Here is a 17,252-nt window from a genome sequence, read left to right on the forward strand (position 1 = left end):
TCCGACAGCAGTGATGGCGCACTATCGGCCCGCGAGCCGCCCGACTGCCCCGCCCGCCGGGCCGGGTCAGACCGGCCGTCAGCTCGTGACGTCCTTGCGGGTGAAGCGCCAGAAGGCCAGCCCCCAGAACAGGGTGGCGTAGCTGATCGCCGAGATCGCGCCCCGGACCACGTCGTCGGTCTGCATCGGGGTGGACAGCAGGCCCAGCCAGGCGCTGCTGTAGTGGGTCGGCAGGAAGTCGCGCAGCGCCCCCAGCGCGGTGATCTGATCCAGGATGCTGGACAGGATCCACAGCAGCACCGCGCCGCCGACCGCGCCCAGCGCAGCATCCGTGATCACCGACAGCAGGAACGCCAGCCCGGCCACCACCAGCAGGACCACCGCCAGGTAGCCGAGCACCGCCAGCAGCCGTACCAGCCCCTCGGTCGGGGTCAGCTCGGCGGCGACCTGGCTGGTCAGCGGCGACCAGCCGTAGCGCAGGGTGCCGGCGAGCAGGGCCGTGCCGGCCAACAACAGCAGGGCCAGCCCGGAGTACGCCAGCGCCACCAGCAGCTTCACCGTCAACAGTCGGGCCCGGGGCACCGGCACCGCCAGCAGGTAGCGCAGGCTGCCCCAGCTCGCCTCGCTGGCCACCGTGTCACCGCAGAACAGCGCCACCACCACGACCAGCAGGAACGACGCCGACACCAGGATCGAGAAGAGGGTGAAGTTGAGCCCGCCCGAGGTGGCCAGGTCGGCGAGGCTGGAGAACTCGCCGCGCCCGCTGCCGTCGTCGTCCCCGGACTCGAACTGGAACGCCACCAGAATGATCAACGGCAGCAGCACCATGAAACCGAGTGCCAACTGGGTACGCCGCCGCGACGCCTGCCGGCGGAACTCCGCCCCGAACGGCAGGGTCGCCCCCGGCCGGTACCCGACCGCCGCCCCACCCGGCCCGAACGATCCCCGCCCGGACCCGCCCGGAGCCGTGCCGACGGAGGCCGAGCCGCCCGCCGTCGTGCCGCCGTCCGGTCCCCGGCCCGACGCCGAACCCGCCGCAGAACCTGCCATCACCGGTCACCGCTTCCCCGAGAGTTCTCGCCCACCAGGGCGAGGAACGCGTCCTCCAGGCGACGCCGTGGCACCACCCGGTCCACCCCGATCCCGGCCCGGACCAGCTCGGCCACCACCTCGCTGCGGGCGGTCCCGTTCGTGTCCACCACCAGCCCACCGGCGTCGTCGGCGGTCAGCACCTGCACCGCGTCGAGGCGACTCAGCACCGCCCGCGCGGCGGCCTGGTCGGTCACCTCGAACAGGGTGCTCGGCGACTCGCCGACGATCTCCTCCACCGGGCCCGAGGCGACGATCCGGCCCTTGTTGACCACCACCGCGTGCGTGCAGGTCTGCTCCACCTCGGCCAGCAGGTGACTGGAGACCAGCACCGCCCGGCCGTCGGTGGCGTACCGCTGGAGGACCCGGCGCATCTCGGCGATCTGCGGCGGGTCGAGCCCGTCGGTCGGCTCGTCGAGCACCAGCAGCTCCGGCAGGCCCAGCATGGCCTGCGCGATGGCCAGCCGCTGCCGCATGCCGTGGCTGTAGTTCTTGGTCCGCCGGTGCACCGAGTCGCCCAGGCCGGCGATCTCCAACGCCTCGTCGAAGTGCGCGTCGGCCCACGGCCGCCCGGTCGCCCGCCAGTACGCCCTCAGGTTGTCCAGGCCGGACAGGTGCGGCAGGAAACCGGGCCCCTCCACCAGCGCGCCGATCCGCGACAGCACCGGCGAGCCGGGCACCAGCCGGTGTCCGAAGACGTAGATTTCCCCGGCGGTCGGCTGGGTCAACCCCATCAGCACCCGCAGGGTGGTGGTCTTGCCGGCGCCGTTCGGGCCGAGCAGGCCCATCACCTGGCCGGGGTGCACCTCGAAGTCCACCCGGGACACCGCGACGAACCCGTCCGCGTACTCCTTGCGCAGATCACGGACGGCGAGCGGGATGCCCGCGTACTCGGGATGGACGGAGTCGTCCTGGCGGCGGTGCCGGCGGCGGACCACGGCGACGACCACGACGAGCCCGATCAGGATCGCGGCCAGCAGGCCGACCAGCACCCAGCGCCACACCGTGGCGGTGGTCGGGATCGGGGTGGCGGTGACCGTCGGCAGGCTCACCGCCCCGTCGACCGCCACCGTGTAGACGGCCGGCTCGGCAGGTGTGGTGTACGCCTGGTCGGCGGTGGCCAGCACCACCCGCAGCCGGTGCCCGGCCTCGACCCGGCGGACGATCGCCGGCAGGGTCACCTGGACCGGCTGCGCGGCATCGATGGTGGCCGGCAGGCCGGTCAACCGGATCGGGGCGACCAGCCCGTCGGGCAGCGTCGCCGCACCGGCCGGGTCGACGTCGTAGAGCTTGGCGAACAGGACCGCCTCGCCGGTCGCCGACGCGGCCCGGACGGTGACGGTGGGTGCACCCACCACGTCCACCGCCTCGGTCAGCGGTGTCGACTCGAACCGGGCGTGCTGGCCGGGTACGTCGCCGGCGACCCCGTCGAGCAGGGAGCCGAGCGACCCGGCGAACGGGATCGCCGAGATCGCCGCCGGGTTGCCGTTGGGCGGGTTGGCGACCGGTTGGGCCGACCCGGTGACCGGCACCTCGCGCCGGGCGTCCCCGGTCACCCCGGGATAGTCGGCGGTGCGGTAACCGGTGGCGACGAGGCCCCGGTCGAGGGCGTCGAAACCGGCGATCCGGGAGAACGTGAAGTCGTCGCCGGGGGCCGCGCCGGTGCCCTTGACGTAGTGGTCCAGCCACTGCACGGTCAGGTACTTCACCCGGTCGGAGTCGCTTGTCGGGCCGGTGCCGCCGTCGTGGCCGCCGGTGAACCAGGCCACCCGCACGGGGGTGCCGGCGGCGGCGATGCCGCGTGCGTTGGCGTCCGCCTCGGTGAGCGGGAAGAGGGTGTCCGCCTCGCCCTGCACCAGCAGGGCGGGGGCCTTGATCCGGCCCAGCACGTCGGCCGGGGAGGAACGCCGGAGCAGGTCCACCGCCGCCTGGTCGGCCCGCCCGGTGGTGGCGATCCGCAGGTACGCGGCGCAGACGTCGGCGGCGAACCGGCCACAGGACGGGTCGGCGGCGGCCCCCGGGGCGCGCGACGATCCGCTGCCCGGGCCGCCACCGGGCCGAGGGCTGGGCGCACCGGCCGACGCGGGTGCCCCTTCCGGCTGGGCCGCGGCGGTGTTGCCGGACAGCCCGGCCGGCCCGGAACCGGCGCTGCCGCCACCGCCGAAGAAGATGCCGGCCCAGCCCTTCTTGAACACGCCCTCGGTGGCCGGCTTGCCGGTGTTCTCCGGCAGGAAGGCGCGGGACAGGTCGTTCCAGGTGATCATGGGGACGATCGCGTCGACCCGGGGGTCCTGCGCGGCCAGCAGCAGGGCCAGCCCGCCGCCGTACGAGCCGCCGACCACCCCGACCCGGGGGTCACCGGCGGCGTCGGTACGCACCTCGGGGCGGGCGGCCAGCCAGTCCAGCAGCCGCTGGGCGTCGCGCACCTCGTAGTCGGGGCTGTCCAGGTGGATCTGCCCGCCGCTGCGGCCGAAGCCCCGCGCCGTCCAGGTCAGCACCGCGTAGCCCTGCCCCACCAGGTCCTCGGCGTCGGCGCGGACGGAGTCCTTCGTACCGCCGAAGCCGTGCGCCAGCAGCACGGCCGGGACCTTCCGGTCGGCCGTAGCGCCGCGCGGCAGGTAGAGCGTGGTGTCCAGGTCGACGGGCTCGTCGCCGCCGGGCCCGGAGCGCACGGTGAGCGCGGTCGACTCGGTGCGGAAGTCCGGCCGGTCCGGCCAGACCGCCCAGCCGACGACCCCCGCCAGCAGGACGACGCCCACCGACGCGGCGACCGCGCGGCGGCCGGTGGGCAGGGCACGGCGGAGCCGGGCAGCCGACAGCGGCGATTTCATTCGGCTCACGGTACGGCCCGGAACCTGAGCGTTGGCTGAGATCCGCCGTACGTCCGTCCTGGTCGGCCAATCGTCGGCCGGACAGGTCAAACGCACAAGGTCACCCGGCGTTCACCCAGAACGAGTTCGGACTCCGTGAATTCACGCTTAATGCGCTATATCACAATGGAAACGAGCATGTCACTCCGACAACAGTACGGAGCGTGTCGGGAAGGTTGATGTCGCGTCACATCACTCGAAGTGACGCAAAACTGACCGGTGCAGACCTCCGGCCAGGGATCGCCCTTCGATTAGGTTCCGGTCCGACGCACGGGACCGAAGTTCCACGCCATCCCCGACCCCCTGCGCCGCCGCCGGAGGAGACCACCATGACCGTTCCCGCCTCGCGGGTCCGTCGACGGCCCAGGACACCGGGCCGCCTGTTGCCGTTGCTACTCGCCACCGCGCTGCTGCTGCCGGTGGCGTTCCTCGTCGTACGGGGTCACCAGTTGGTGGACGCCGACCGGGAGCTGGCCGAACGGGAACGCCTCGGCGTCGAGTACCTGCGCGTCCTCGGCCCGGTCACCGAGGCGCTGGTGAACGTGCAGACCGCCGCCGTCGCCGGCCGTTCGGTGCCCCGCGACGCCCTGGACCGGGCGGTGGAGGCGGCCGCAGCGGTCGACACCCGCATCGGCGGCGAGCTGCGCAGCACCGAGCGGTGGGCCGGGCTGCGGGCCAAACTGGAGGGACTGCCGAGCCGGTCACTCACCGACCCGGAGGTCGCCTTCACCGCGTACGGCGAGGTCACCGATCTGCTGTTGGCCCTGCACGGCAAGATCCGGGAGACCTCCGGCCTGATCCGGGACCCCGGCTCCGACTCGTACTTCCTCCAGGACGGCGTCGGCGAGGAGATGCCGGAGGCCGTGGTCGCCGCCGGCCGGCTCGTCGACCTGGCCGTGCTGATGCCACGACGACCCGCCGCCGAACAGGCCCGTTCCCTGGGCCAACTGGCGACCCTCCGGTTCGCCGCCCTGCAACCGGCGGGCGACCTGGTCGACGACCTCCAGACGGTGGTGGAGACCTCGGAGAGCGCCGGCATCGGCGCGGACGTGCTCACCCCGTTCGACAACTACCAGCGGGCGGTCGAGGCGTTGGCGGCGCTGTCCCAGCCAGACAACCGTACGCAAGCGGTCGACCTGACGAAACTCACCGCTGCCCGGAGCCAGGCGCAGACCGCCGCCCGGGAACTCCAGCCGGTCATCCTCGACGAACTGGACCGGCTCCTCCGCCAGCGCATCGACCAGCTCGACCGCGACGCCCTGCTGATCCTCGCCGCCGGCGGGGTGGCCGTGCTGCTCCTGGCGGCGCTCGGCGCGAGCGGTTGGCTGCCGCGCCGCACCGGCACCCCGCCCGGCCGGGACGCCGCACCCGGCGACCCGGCCGAAACCACCGCCGCCACCCGGTGGGAGCCGCCGACGCGGTCCGGTCGGCCACCGGCCGGACCGGTGCCGGTGCTCCAGCCGGTGGGCCAGAGCTCCGAACCCGACCGGTGGAGGCCCTTCGATGCTGCTCGGTAGGCTCCGGATCCGGGGCAAGCTGGCCCTACTGCTGATGGTCCCCCTGCTCTGCATGGTCGGGCTCACCGTGCCGGTGGTCTGGGACCGGGCCACCGTGGCGCAGCGGGCCGGCGACCTCGCCGACCGGGTCCGGATCGCCAGCCGGGTCGGCACGATCCTCCAACACCTCCAGCAGGAACGCCTGCTCGCCATCGGCCTGCTGCTCAAGCAGGTCGAGCGCACCGACCTGGTGCAGAAGGTCGCCGAGGTGGACGACCGGATCGCCGACCTGCGCGCCGAGTTCGGCGACGCCCTGCCGGCAGAGGTCGACACCGCCCTGGACGGGGTACGCCAACTGGCCGCCCTGCGGACGGCGGCGGTGGCCGGGCAGACCGGCCCGGACCAGCTCATGGCCGGATACGGGCCGGTGAACACCGCCCTGATCAACTCACTTCAGCTCCGCCTCAACGCGGACACCCGCACCCCGACCGGGCGGCAGGTGCTGGCCCTGGACGGCCTGCTGCGCACCGGTGAGAGCCTCAGCGCCGGCGCCACCCTGATCGTGCTGGTCGCCGCCCGGCCCAGCGCCCAGACCGTCACCGCCTACGTGGCGAACTTCGCCGTCCTCTCCGACGAGAGCGCCCGGCTCCAGGCCCTGGTCACCCCCGAGCAGCTCGACCTGCTCACCCTGGAGGAAGTGGCGGTCGCCAACCGCACCGGCCCGAACTTCATCAACCAGAGCGCCCTGGACCCGGCCACGGCGATCGGCTCGCTGGACGTGGCGACCCTCTTCCCCACCGTCTCCTCGATGATCACCCTGGGCCAGTTCGTGGAGAAGAAACTGGCCGCCGACGTCACCGCCGAGGTGCGCGCCGACCGGCAGGTGGCGCTCGCCGGGGCGTACTGGGTGACCCTGCTGATCGTCCTGGTCCTGATCGCGGTCATCCTGCTCACCATCGCGGTCGGCCGGGCGGTGGCCCGGCCGCTCACCCGGCTCACCCGCTCCGCCGACCGGGTCGCCCGGGTCGCCGAGTCCGAGCTGGTCCGGGTCGCCGACGACGAGTCGGAGACCGTCCCACCGGTCCGCCTCGACCCGGTCGACGTGGGTGCCCGCGACGAGATCGGCGACCTGGCCCGCGCCTTCGAACGGGTGCAGAACACCGCCGCCCGGCTGGTGGAACGGCAGGTGGCGAGCCGACGCAACGTGGCCCAGATGTTCGGTCACGTCGGCCGACGTACCCAGAACCTGGTCGGCCGGCAGATCGCCCTGATCGACCGACTGGAGCAGCAGGAGACCGAGCCGGGCCGGCTGGAGCACCTGTACCGGCTCGACCACATCTCCAGCCGGCTGCGCCGTAACGCGGGCAGCCTGGTGGTGCTCTCCGGCGCGGCGGGCGACGACGCACACGTCGCACCGGTCCCGGTGGCCGACGTGGTCCGGTTGGCGCTCGGTGAGATCGAGGACTACACCCGGGTGGACGTGCGGGTCCCCCCGGAGGTGGTCGCCGTACCGGCGATCATCGGCGACCTGGTGCTGGCCCTGGCCGAGCTGATGGAGAACGCCACCGTGTTCTCCCCGCCGCACACCCGGGTCGTGGTCACCGCCGAACCGACCGACGACGGTGCCCGGTTGGCCGTGATCGACCAGGGCATCGGCATGAGCGAGCAGCGGCTGGCCGAGGAGAACGCCAGGTTCACCCGCCGGGAACGGCTGGACCTGGCCCCGTCCGAGGTGCTCGGGCTCTTCGTGGTGGGTCGGCTGGCCCGCCGGCACGGCTGGGCGGTGGAACTCACCCCGACCGCCGGTGGTGGGGTGACCGCCAGCCTGGTGCTCCCCGGTTCCGCCCTGGTGCGCGCCACCACCGGGCGTCACGGGCAACCCGTCGCCCGCGCCGCCCTGTCCTCCCGGGACCGGCCCACCACGGCCGGCCCCGCCGTACTCCCGTCGCGGGACCGGGCCGGGACCACCGCCGCGCCCGGTGTCGACGGACCGGCCCGGACCGGCCGGACACCGGCCGTGCTCGACGCGACGCCGACCCGGCCACCCGTCGACGCGGCGCCGAGCCGGCCGCTGGTGGAGGCGGGGCCGACCTGGCCACTGGTCGACCCCACGGCATTGCCCGGATTCGATCCGACGCTGCTCAGCAAGGCGACCCGCAGCATGGAATCCGCCGGCCCCTGGGACGCGTTCGGCACCGTGCCGGCCGACCCGCAACCGGCCGCGCCCGCCGACACCGACCCGGTCGTCGCCGGGGCGGCCCCGCCGGTCCGGGGCACCGCCACGGTGACCCCGGCAGACGCCCAGCCCCGTACGACGGTCCCGCAGGCCACCATGCTCCCCACGGTCGCGCAGGCCACCCCGCTCCCCACGGACCGGCCCGCCCCGCCGCCCGGGATCCGGCAGCGGGTTCCCGGGGCCAGCCTGCCGCACACCGCCCCCGTCGTCGGCCCGGTGGACGGCACCCGGGCCGACCCGGCCGCCGCCCGCGCCCTGGTCGAGCAGTTCCAGTCCGGGGTGCAGCGGGCCGAACAGGCAAGGCCCGCCGCCGCACCCCCAGCCGAGCCGGCGACACCCCGCCTGACCCGACGGGTACCGGGCGCCAACCTGGCCGTCTCACCCCCTCGGCAACCGCCCAGCCAGCATCCGGGAGATCCCGGCGAGGTCCGCGATCTCATCAACGCGTTCGAGACGGGCGTCGCCCGGGCTCTACGCGAAGTCCGTCCCGACCACCGCACTGAAGAAGGAACGACACGGTGACCAGCCCGCACGTACACGAGAACGTCGACTACCAGAACCACCCGGCCGGGGATCTCAGCGCGGAGGCGCGCACCTTCAACTGGCTGTTGGACTCGTTCACCTCCAGCACCGCCGGTGTCCTGGAAGCCATCGCGGTCTCCTCCGACGGGCTGCTGATGGCCATGTCGTCGATCAAGGACCGGTCCAACGCGGAACGCCTCGCGGCCGTCGTCTCCGGCATGACCAGCCTGGCCGGCGGTGCCGCCAGCTGGTACGCCCTCGGCGGGCTCAACCGGGTGATCGTGGACATGGCCGACGGTTACCTGCTGATCACCGCGATCAGCAGCGGCTCGGTACTCGGCGTGATCGCCGACCGGTCGGCCAACCTGGGCACCGTCGCGTACGAGATGACGCTCTTCGCCGGCCGGGCCGGCGGGGCACTGACACCGAGACTCATCGCCGAGCTGAAGAACGCCGTTCAGCAATGACCCGGGACGCCGCCGGTGCGGAACCGGAACCCGAACCGTCGGTCCGGGTCCGCCCCTACCTGCGCGCCCCGACGGGGGACGGGACAGCGACACCGGTCCCCGCCCCCGAACCGCAGACCGACCGACCGGCCAGCCCCCGCCCGTTCGTACTGACCGCTGGACGGGTGGCCGGCGCGGACCCGGCCATCGGCCTGGAGACCCAGGTCACCGCCCGGTCCGAGCCGGCCCGGGCGGCGCTGCTGTCGGCCCTGCTCGCCCCCGAGCTACAGGCGATCGTCGCCCTGTGCGCTGAACCGATCTCGGTGGCCGAGATCTCCGCCCGGATGCGGCTACAGCTCGGCGTGACCCGGGTGCTGGTCGGTGACCTGCGGGCCGCCGGCCACCTCGACGTGCACGTCGGCGCCGTCGACGACGCATTTGACCCCGACCTCATCCTGCGAGTGATTGATGGACTCCGTGCGATCTCCTGAATGGCCGGTCGCCCCGCTCGGCGGGCTCGCCGCGAACAGTGCCTCCGCCCGCTACGGGCAGCCGGTGGGCGGCCCCCCGACGGCACCGCCGCACCCGTCGCCGCCACCGGCGTACCGACCGGCGGCGGCGACCGTGCCCGCGCCGGACACCCGTACCGGGACCGGGCCGGCCGTCGCCCCACCGATCCCGGTCAAGCTCCTGATCGCCGGCGGTTTCGGGGTGGGCAAGACGACCACGGTCGGCGCGATCTCCGAGATCGCCCCGCTCACCACCGAGGCCGAGATGACCAGCGCCGGCATCGGCGTGGACGATCCGGGGACCCGCAGCACGAAGACCACCACCACGGTGGCGATGGACTTCGGCTGCGTGACCATCGACCGGAGCCTGAAGCTCTACCTGTTCGGCACACCGGGCCAGGACCGGTTCGGCTTCATGTGGGACGACCTGGCCCGGGGGGCGCTCGGCGCGCTGGTGGTGGTGGACAGCTCCCGGCTGGACGACTGCTACCCGGCGATCGACTTCTTCGAGCGGGCCGGCCTGCCCTTCGTGGTCGGGGTGAACACCTTCGACGGTCGGCTGACGCACGAGCTGGGCGCGATCCGGTGGGCGCTGGCGATCGGTGACCACGTACCGCTGGTGCAGTTCGACGCCAGGGACCGGCTCTCGGTGCGGGACGCCCTGCTGGTCGTCCTGGACCGGGCACTGGACCGGGCGGTGCGGGAGAAGGGCATCTGAACGAATCGGCGCTCGGGGCCGTTTCCACGGGAGAGGGGGACGTCATGAGAGGTGGTCTGGACGAGACACTGGCCCGGCTGGCACGCCGTGAGGAGGCCCGCCGTCGCCGGTCGGCCGACCAGGGCGCGGAGGCCGACGACGGCGGGTCGACCCTGGCCTTCACGACCACCGGCCGGGCCACGACGGAACCGGTGCACCCGGCGACGGCACCGACCGGACCAGCGCACCCGGTGGCACCTGCCGGTCCGGGGCGCCCCGGTGCCGCGCCGGCGGAACTGGTCCGGGCCGGGCCCGGTTGGACCGGGCCGGGGGAGCCCGCCGCCGGCGGGTCCGACCCGGTCGAGGAGGTGGCCGAGGCGGTACGTCGGGTGGTCGCCGCCCACCCCGGGCTGACCGTGGCGCTGCGGGTCGAGTACGCCGGGCGGACGTACCCGCTGCGGATCGAACGGACCGAGCCCGGTGCCCGCAACGAGCGGGCGGAGCCCGGGGTGCAGGGCGGCAGCGACCCCCGGAACACCCCACCGCCTGCCTGGCCGCTGGCGGAGCGGACCCCACCGGCCTGGACGCCGGCCCGGGAGATGCCCGGTGTCGACCCGGCGGCCCGGCTGGCCGAGCTGATCCGTCGCGACCCGACGTTGCTCGACCACGACGGCTGACCAGCGGACCGTCCGCTGCGGCGGGCGGCTACTGTCGGGCGATGCCCGAACCGGACCTGACCCTGACCGCCAGCCTGCGCCCGGCCGCGCTGGACGCCCGACGCGGCATCGTCCGGCTGCACCCGGAGGTGCTGACCGCTCTGGCGCTGCGCCCGGGTGACCCGGTACGGCTGGCCGGCAGGCGGGTGACCGCCGGGATCGTCGCGCCCGCCGAACCGACCACGAGCGCCGCCCTGCTCTACGCCGACGATCTCACCCTGGGCAACCTGGGGCTGCGCGACGGCGGCCAGGTGACGGTCGCGCCCGCCCCGGTCACCCCGGCCCGGCGGGTGACCCTGGCCGGCCCGGTGGCGGTGGTCGCCGCGGTGTCCCCGGAGATGCTGCGACTCGCCCTGCTCGGCAAGGTCGTCACCGAAGGTGACAACGTCTCCCTGCTGCCCCAGGACGTCCTCCCCGACGCCTCGGTGCGCGGCCTGGTCGAGGCCGCCCGGCGCAGCCTCGCCAACACCGTCGGGTACGCCTGGACGAGCACCCTGCTGACCGTGGTCGCCGCCGAACCGGAGACCGGCGCCCTGGTGACCATGGACACCGTGGTCGGCTGGGAACACGGCCACGTCACGCACGGCTCCTCCGGCCCGGCCCGACCGCACCGGGATACCACCGCAGGTGCCGACCGTCCCCGGCCCGGCGGCCGGACCACCGACACTTCGGCGGCGGAGACCTCCGTTTCGGCGGCGGGGACCCCGACCGGTCCGACGGCCGGTGGGCCGACGGCCGGCACCGTCACCGAGGCGGCGGACGACGACGTGCCACACGTGGACGAGCTGCCCGGGTTACGCGCCCAGGCCGAGGAACTGACCGAACTGCTGGACCTGGGTTTCCACCACGGTGAGGTGCTGGGCCGGCTGGGCACCACGGTCTCGCTCGGTGTGCTGCTCAGCGGGCCGGCCGGATCGGGCAAGTCGGCGCTGGTCCGGGCGGTGGCCAGGACGGTCGGGGCCCGGGTCCGCCCGCTGTGGGCCCCGGAACTCGCCGCGCTGACCAACGACGCGGCGGCCCGCCGGTTGCGCGAGACCGTCGCCGACCTGGCAGACGGCGGGCCGGCCGTGTTGCTGGTCACCGACGTCGAGGCGCTGGCCCCGGCGGAGGACGCCGGCCCGTTGGCCACCGTGTTCCGGCAGGTGCTCGCCGGGGCCGTCCGATCCGGTACGGCGGTGGTGTGCACCACGTCCCGCCCGGAGTCGGTCGACCCGGGGTTACGCGCGCCCGACCTGCTGTCGCTGCGGATCACGGTGCCGTTGCCCGACCCGGCGTTGCGCCGGGAGCAGTTGACCGTACTGACCCGGCAGGTGCCGCTGGCCGAGGACGTCCGGCTCGACGAGGTGGCCGGGCGTACCCCCGGGTTCGTCGCCGCCGACCTGGCCGCGCTGGTCCGGGAGGCCGGGGTGCGGGCGGCGCTGCGGCAGAAGACCGCCGAGACACCGACGGTGGCGATGGCGGACTTCTCGGCGGCGCTGGAGGTGGTCCGACCGACCACCATGGCGGCGTCCACGCTGGAACTGGCCACGGTCACCCTCGACGACGTCGGCGGCCTCGGTGAGGTGAAGCAGACCCTCACCGAGTCGGTGCTCTGGCCGTTGACCTACCCGGACACCTTCGCCCGGTTGGGGGTGCAACCACCCCGGGGGGTGCTGCTCTACGGGCCGCCCGGGTGCGGCAAGACCTACCTGGTGACCGCCCTGGCCGGGACCGGCCGGGCGAACGTGTTGTCGGTGAAGGGCGCCGAGTTGCTCTCCAAGTGGGTCGGGGAGAGCGAGCGGGCGGTCCGGGAGCTGTTCCGCCGGGCCCGCGAGGCCGCGCCGACGCTGGTGTTCCTCGACGAGATGGACGCGCTGGCCCCGGTGCGCGGCCAGGCCACCGACGGCGGTACGACCGACCGGGTGGTCGCCGCCTTGCTGACCGAGTTGGACGGGGTGGAGGCGCTACGCAACGTGGTGGTGATCGGGGCGACCAACCGGCCGGACCTGGTCGACCCGGCCCTGCTGCGCCCCGGCCGGCTGGAGCGGCTGGTGTACGTGCCGCCGCCGGACGGCCCGGCCCGCGCGGAGATCCTCCGGGCCGCGTCCCGCGCCGTGCCACTCGCCGAGGACGTGGACCTGGCGACGCTCGGCGAGGAGCTGACCGGATTCTCGGCGGCGGACTGTGCGGCGCTGGTGCGGGAGGCGGCGCTGGCCGCGATGCGGGAGTCGCTGTCCGCCGCCACGGTCACCGCCGCGCACGTGGCCACCGCCCGCGACCGGGTCCGCCCCTCCCTGGACCCGGCGCAGGTCGCCTGGCTCGCCGCCTACGCCGACAAACACGCGGGCTGAACAGGGCCTGCTCCGGGTCGGCGGGCTTGGCGTGGTGGGCCGGGGCCGGCGGGCTTCGCACGGTGGGCCAGGCCGGGGGCCTGCGGGCGGTGAGCCGGGCCGGCGGACTTCGCACGGTGGACCGGGCCGGGGCCTGCGGGCGGGAAGGTGCGGACCTCCGGGCTGGACAGCCGGCCGCCAGCCTGGCCGACCGGGTGATGCCTGGCGGCTTGGGTGTCTGGGCCACCCGTTCGGGCGTGTCGCCGCGGACAAGTAGATCCTGCCGTTCGGGCGTGTCGCTGCGGACAAGTAGATCCTGCACTGAGCGGTATGCCTGAGCGGCATAAGTATGCCAGCCTGGCATATCACTGATCGTGGGAAGCATGGGTGTCGTGCAGGCCGCACCACCGCTTCACCACACCACCGCTTCACCGCACCGCCGCACCGCCGCACCGCCGCACCGCAGCTTCACCGCACCGCCGCACCGCCGCTTCGCCGCCTCGCCGCACCGCCCCTCCGGCGCTTCGGCGCTCCGGCTGACGCATTCCGTATGCCACAAAGACCACGGGCCGCAATCGAAGCGCTCCGTCGTCGCCCGGTGTGACACACCGGCCGCGTCGCGTTCGCCCGCGACCAGCGCTCCGCTGCCCGCGCCGATGGTGCTCCCGACGGAAGCGGGTCAGCCGGCGGCGGGCGGGGTCGCGTCGAGCGAGATCTCCGCGTACACCTTGCCACCGCTCTCGCGCAGCTGCGCGCCGCAGTTGCGCAGCACCGCGATGGCTCCCCCGTTGTCCGGGGTGGTGTCCGCGACGACCGAGTGCATACCAGCGGCCGCCGCGACGTTGAGCAACTCCCGCAGGGCCGCCGCGCCGAGGCCCTGGCCCCGGGCCGACCGGCCGAGCCACATCCCGGTCTCCGCCACCCCGGGGGTGTCGCAGCGGGCCATCCGCACCATGCCCACCACCTCGCCGCCGACGCACACGGCGAACATCAGGGTGCGGGTCGGCCCGTCCAGGCCACCGAAGCTGGCCCGGTGGAACTCCCGGAACGCCTCCCGACGAGCGTGCGACCAGCCGGCAGGGGCGTCCACCGGGGGCATGACATCACTCGGCTCGGCCTCGGCCGCCGCTACGGATAGCAACGACTCCAGGTTCGTCTCGTCGACCGGTTCCAGTCGTACCGCGCCTACCACGTGCCGCAGTCTGCCGCCCCTGCCGGCTGTCGTCCACCCCTTTGGGAGGTGACTGTCGGTCTGGTCGTAGGTCTCGGCCGGTCGTCCCATCAGCGCAGCTCACCTCACGCTCCGCTGTCAGGAGCGTCCGCCACACCCCTTCCACGCACCGGTCGACGAAGCGGCGTCACACCGCCGCGCGACCCGGCAGGCGCGACCCCGACCCGTGCGGCCCGGGAGCGGGGACCGGCCACCATGCGGCCGGGTGGCGGGACCGACCGCCGTGCGGCCCGGGGGGCGACGGGACCGACCGCCGGCCGGTGGGGCGTTACGCCGTCTCGATGGGCCATCGGTGTCCCGGGGTTCAGCGACGTCGGTTGCGGGCCCGGGAGGCGCGCAGTCGACGCAGGCGGCCGATCAGCAGCGGCTCGGCGACCAGGGCGGCAGGGCGGTCCAACAGCCCGTTGAGCAACTGGTAGTAGCGAGTGGCGGAGAGCCCGAACGTGTCCCGGATGGCCTGCTCCTTCGCTCCAGCGTGCCGCCACCACTGCAGTTCGAAGGCGAGGATGCGCAGCTCCCGCTCGGACAGCTCGTCGACATCGACCGACGGTCGCGCACCGGCACGCACGGCACCGGCCGGCTCGTCGCCGTCAACCGACGCTTGCCCACCAGTCGGCTCGGCGGCCGGGGCCGACGCCCGCTCGGCCGTCGGGGCCAACGCCCGTTCAGCGGCCGGGGCCAACGCCCGCTCGGCGTCCGGGATCGACGCCCGTTCGGCCGTCGGGGCCAACGCCCGCTCGGCGGCCGGGGCCGACCGCGGCGAGGGCACCTGCGGCGGCGTGTCGACCGGCTCCGGTGACGGGTCGGACCGGGGAACGGCATCGGCGGGCGGCATGGCGCTCCTCGGCAGGGTGGGCGGCTGGGCGGGGTAAACCCAGCTTAACCAGGGTGGGTGACGCTCCACCCGCAACGGGCGAGGCACCGCAGACGACGGGCGGGCCCGTGTCGACCGTCGGTCGACACGGGCCCGCCGCGTCGGGATGCCGCCCGAACCGGGCGGCACCCGGCTCAGGTGATGTCGCGCCGACGCATCATCCAGAACGCGGCCACCATCACCACGGCGGTGCCGATGCCGAACACCAGGGCCGAGTCCTGCCAGGTCACCAGCATTTCCTTCGGCGTGCACTCGCCCTGGACGAGCTCGCAGGAGCGGTAGTCGACCAGCGTCCACTTCTTTTCGAACCAGGCGAGCGCATAGGTGGACAGCACCCAGCGGTCCCCGAACCGGACCCCGGCGATCGTCATGGCGATCCGGATGCCGATCTCGCTGACCACTCCCACGCCGACGGCCACGCCGAGCGCCATCGCGGTGTGCCGGCCCAGCGAGGCCAGCGCGAAGGCCACCGCGCCGACGGCGAGGATCAGCCCCCATGCCCGCAGACCGCTGATCCCGGCGGACTGCCACACCCCGGAGGTGACCTTCTCGGTGGTCCCCCGGTTGGAGGCGATCAGCCAGAAGGCCAGGGTCCACAGCGCGCCGAGCACCACGGTCACCCCGGTCAGGGTGGTGAGCACGGCGGCCAGTTTGGTGCCGAGCACGGTGAGCCGTTTCGGCCGCCACAGCAGCAGGTTCATCATCCCGCCGGTGCTCCACTCGGCCCCCACGAAGGAGGCACCGATCAGGAAGGCGAACAGCGCCACCGCCCCGGCGAAGACGGCGATGAAGACCCCGAACTCGGCCCGGAAGTCGAACTGGTAGGGCAGGTTCCACTTCGGGTCGAACATCTCCGGGGTGGGCTTCCAGTCCCGGCCGCAGTTCGGGCCGTACCGGTCCTCGGTCTGCTCGCCCCGGGCCTTGGCCGCGTCGCAGTCGGCGATCGAGCGTTCCCATTCCTTGACGGCGTCGCGGAAGTTCGCGTCCGACTCTGCCTGCGCCTGGGCGATGACCGCAGGCGAGAGCTTGTGGCTGGAGAAGGCGAAGGCGGTGACGATGCCGGTCAGGCCGAGTACGAGCAGGACCAGCATGACCCGGGTGAGCCGGCGCTTGGCCAGCCGACGCAGTTCGGTGACGTACAGGCTCATGCGCCCCACCCTCCCGTGGTGCCGCCGGCGTGGCCGGGCTCGCCGATCTTGGCGGACTGGTCGACCTGCCGGTGCTGACCGGGGACCGGCGCGGTGGCGGTGATCTCCAGGAAAACGCTCTCCAGGTCCACCGCGACCGGGGCCAGTTCGCTGACGTACAGGTGTTGTTCGGCGAGCAGCCGGCTGACCGCGGCCGGCTTGTCCACGCCGGCCAGCATCAGGTGGTCGGGGTGACGGGTGACCGCGACACCGGCCCGGCCGAGCAGTTCGGCGGCGGCGGCGAGGTCCTCGGCGGTGTCCAGGCGTACCCGTACGCCACCGTGCGAGTGTTGGGCCAGCACCTGCTCCACCGGACCGGCGGCAACCCGACGGCCCAGCGAGATGATGGTGACCTCGTCGCAGATGAGCTGGATCTCGCCGAGGATGTGGCTGGACAGCACCACGGTCATCCCGGATTCGGCGAGGGTGCGCATCAGGGTGCGCATCTCCCGGATGCCGCCCGGGTCGAGGCCGTTGGCCGGCTCGTCGAGGATCAGCAGTTTGGGGTTCTTGAGTAGGGCGGACGCGACGGCGAGCCGCTGCTTCATGCCGAGCGAGTACGTCTTGACCCGCTCACCGGCCCGGTCCCGCAGCCCGACCAGTTCGAGCACCTCGTCGACCCGTACGGCGGGGACGTCGCCGGCCCCGGCCAGCAGGGACAGGGTGTCCCGGGCGGAGAAGTGCGGGAAGAACTGCGGGCTCTCCACGATCGCGCCGACCTGGCCGGCGACGGTGGGCAGTGCGCCGGGCACCTCGTGGCCGAGGATGGCCATCCGCCCGCCGTCGGGCTGGATCAGCCCGAGCAGGGTACGCAGGGTGGTGGTCTTGCCCGACCCGTTGGGGCCGAGGAAGCCGTGTACCTGACCGGCCTCCACCCGCATGTCGAAACCGTCCAGCGCGTTGCGGACACCGCGCCGACGGCTCTTGTACGTCTTACGTAGACCTTCGATCTCCAGGACAGCCGACAAGCTGCGCCTCCCCCGATGGTGGCTGATGACAGCGGTCACCATACTCGGTATACCCGCCAGGGCAATACCCGGTATGCATCGGTGCGCAATTCACTACCGACG

General features: G+C 73.7%; 13 protein-coding genes. 7 read left to right on the forward strand and 6 right to left on the reverse strand.

What is annotated here, in order from left to right:
* Positions 1–78: 78 nt before the first annotated feature.
* Positions 79–1,050 (reverse strand): ABC transporter permease, encoded by a 972-nt coding sequence (locus ACQP2H_RS28555; protein WP_363819711.1) that lies wholly within the window; start codon positions 1,048–1,050, stop codon positions 79–81.
* Positions 1,050–3,920, reverse strand: a complete 2,871-nt coding sequence (locus ACQP2H_RS28560; RefSeq protein ID WP_219464974.1) for an alpha/beta fold hydrolase — start codon at positions 3,918–3,920, stop codon at positions 1,050–1,052. Before ACQP2H_RS28560 ends, ACQP2H_RS28555 begins: the two co-directional genes overlap by 1 nt.
* 368 nt (positions 3,921–4,288) lie before the next feature.
* Between ACQP2H_RS28560 and ACQP2H_RS28565 the strand changes: the two genes are divergently transcribed.
* The 7 genes from ACQP2H_RS28565 to ACQP2H_RS28595 are packed head-to-tail and all read left to right on the forward strand — an operon-like array spanning position 4,289 to position 12,911.
* Entirely contained in the window at positions 4,289–5,476 is a 1,188-nt protein-coding gene (locus tag ACQP2H_RS28565) for a hypothetical protein (RefSeq protein ID WP_357536379.1), read from the forward strand.
* Positions 5,463–8,213 carry a sensor histidine kinase gene (locus tag ACQP2H_RS28570; RefSeq protein ID WP_363819717.1) on the forward strand — a complete coding sequence of 917 codons (2,751 nt, stop codon included), beginning with the start codon at positions 5,463–5,465 and terminating at the stop codon, positions 8,211–8,213. Before ACQP2H_RS28565 ends, ACQP2H_RS28570 begins: the two co-directional genes overlap by 14 nt.
* On the forward strand, positions 8,210–8,680 hold the full coding sequence (locus tag ACQP2H_RS28575; RefSeq protein ID WP_208567835.1) for a roadblock/LC7 domain-containing protein: 471 nt from the start codon (positions 8,210–8,212) through the stop codon (positions 8,678–8,680). Before ACQP2H_RS28570 ends, ACQP2H_RS28575 begins: the two co-directional genes overlap by 4 nt.
* On the forward strand, positions 8,677–9,150 hold the full coding sequence (locus ACQP2H_RS28580; protein WP_208567834.1) for a DUF742 domain-containing protein: 474 nt from the start codon (positions 8,677–8,679) through the stop codon (positions 9,148–9,150). The genes ACQP2H_RS28575 and ACQP2H_RS28580 overlap by 4 nt, the downstream gene beginning before the upstream one ends.
* Complete coding sequence (locus ACQP2H_RS28585; protein ID WP_363819721.1) at positions 9,128–9,886, forward strand: GTP-binding protein; 759 nt, start codon at positions 9,128–9,130, stop codon at positions 9,884–9,886. The genes ACQP2H_RS28580 and ACQP2H_RS28585 overlap by 23 nt, the downstream gene beginning before the upstream one ends.
* A gap of 44 nt (positions 9,887–9,930) precedes the next feature.
* Positions 9,931–10,542 carry a hypothetical protein gene (locus ACQP2H_RS28590; RefSeq protein ID WP_219464978.1) on the forward strand — a complete coding sequence of 204 codons (612 nt, stop codon included), beginning with the start codon at positions 9,931–9,933 and terminating at the stop codon, positions 10,540–10,542.
* 41 nt (positions 10,543–10,583) lie between these two features.
* Complete coding sequence (locus ACQP2H_RS28595) at positions 10,584–12,911, forward strand: AAA family ATPase (RefSeq protein ID WP_219464980.1); 2,328 nt, start codon at positions 10,584–10,586, stop codon at positions 12,909–12,911.
* A 658-nt stretch (positions 12,912–13,569) separates the two neighbouring features.
* Here ACQP2H_RS28595 and ACQP2H_RS28600 read toward each other — a convergent pair.
* The 4 genes from ACQP2H_RS28600 to ACQP2H_RS28615 form a co-directional block, all read right to left on the reverse strand.
* The gene (locus tag ACQP2H_RS28600) at positions 13,570–14,082 is read right to left on the reverse strand and encodes a GNAT family N-acetyltransferase (RefSeq protein WP_208567931.1); all 513 of its coding nucleotides are present in this window, start codon (positions 14,080–14,082) and stop codon (positions 13,570–13,572) included.
* 343 nt (positions 14,083–14,425) lie between these two features.
* A complete protein-coding gene (locus ACQP2H_RS28605; RefSeq protein WP_219464981.1) occupies positions 14,426–14,956 on the reverse strand; it encodes a DUF3263 domain-containing protein in 531 nt (176 codons plus the stop codon).
* A gap of 173 nt (positions 14,957–15,129) precedes the next feature.
* Positions 15,130–16,143, reverse strand: a complete 1,014-nt coding sequence (locus ACQP2H_RS28610; RefSeq protein ID WP_357536391.1) for an ABC transporter permease — start codon at positions 16,141–16,143, stop codon at positions 15,130–15,132.
* Positions 16,140–17,150: an ABC transporter ATP-binding protein gene (locus tag ACQP2H_RS28615; protein ID WP_433229523.1), complete on the reverse strand. Its 1,011-nt coding sequence runs from the start codon at positions 17,148–17,150 to the stop codon at positions 16,140–16,142. Before ACQP2H_RS28615 ends, ACQP2H_RS28610 begins: the two co-directional genes overlap by 4 nt.
* Positions 17,151–17,252: the final 102 nt, after the last annotated feature.

Source organism: Micromonospora sp. CA-248260, from assembly GCF_050942205.1.
Taxonomy (GTDB): domain Bacteria; phylum Actinomycetota; class Actinomycetes; order Mycobacteriales; family Micromonosporaceae; genus Micromonospora; species Micromonospora antibiotica.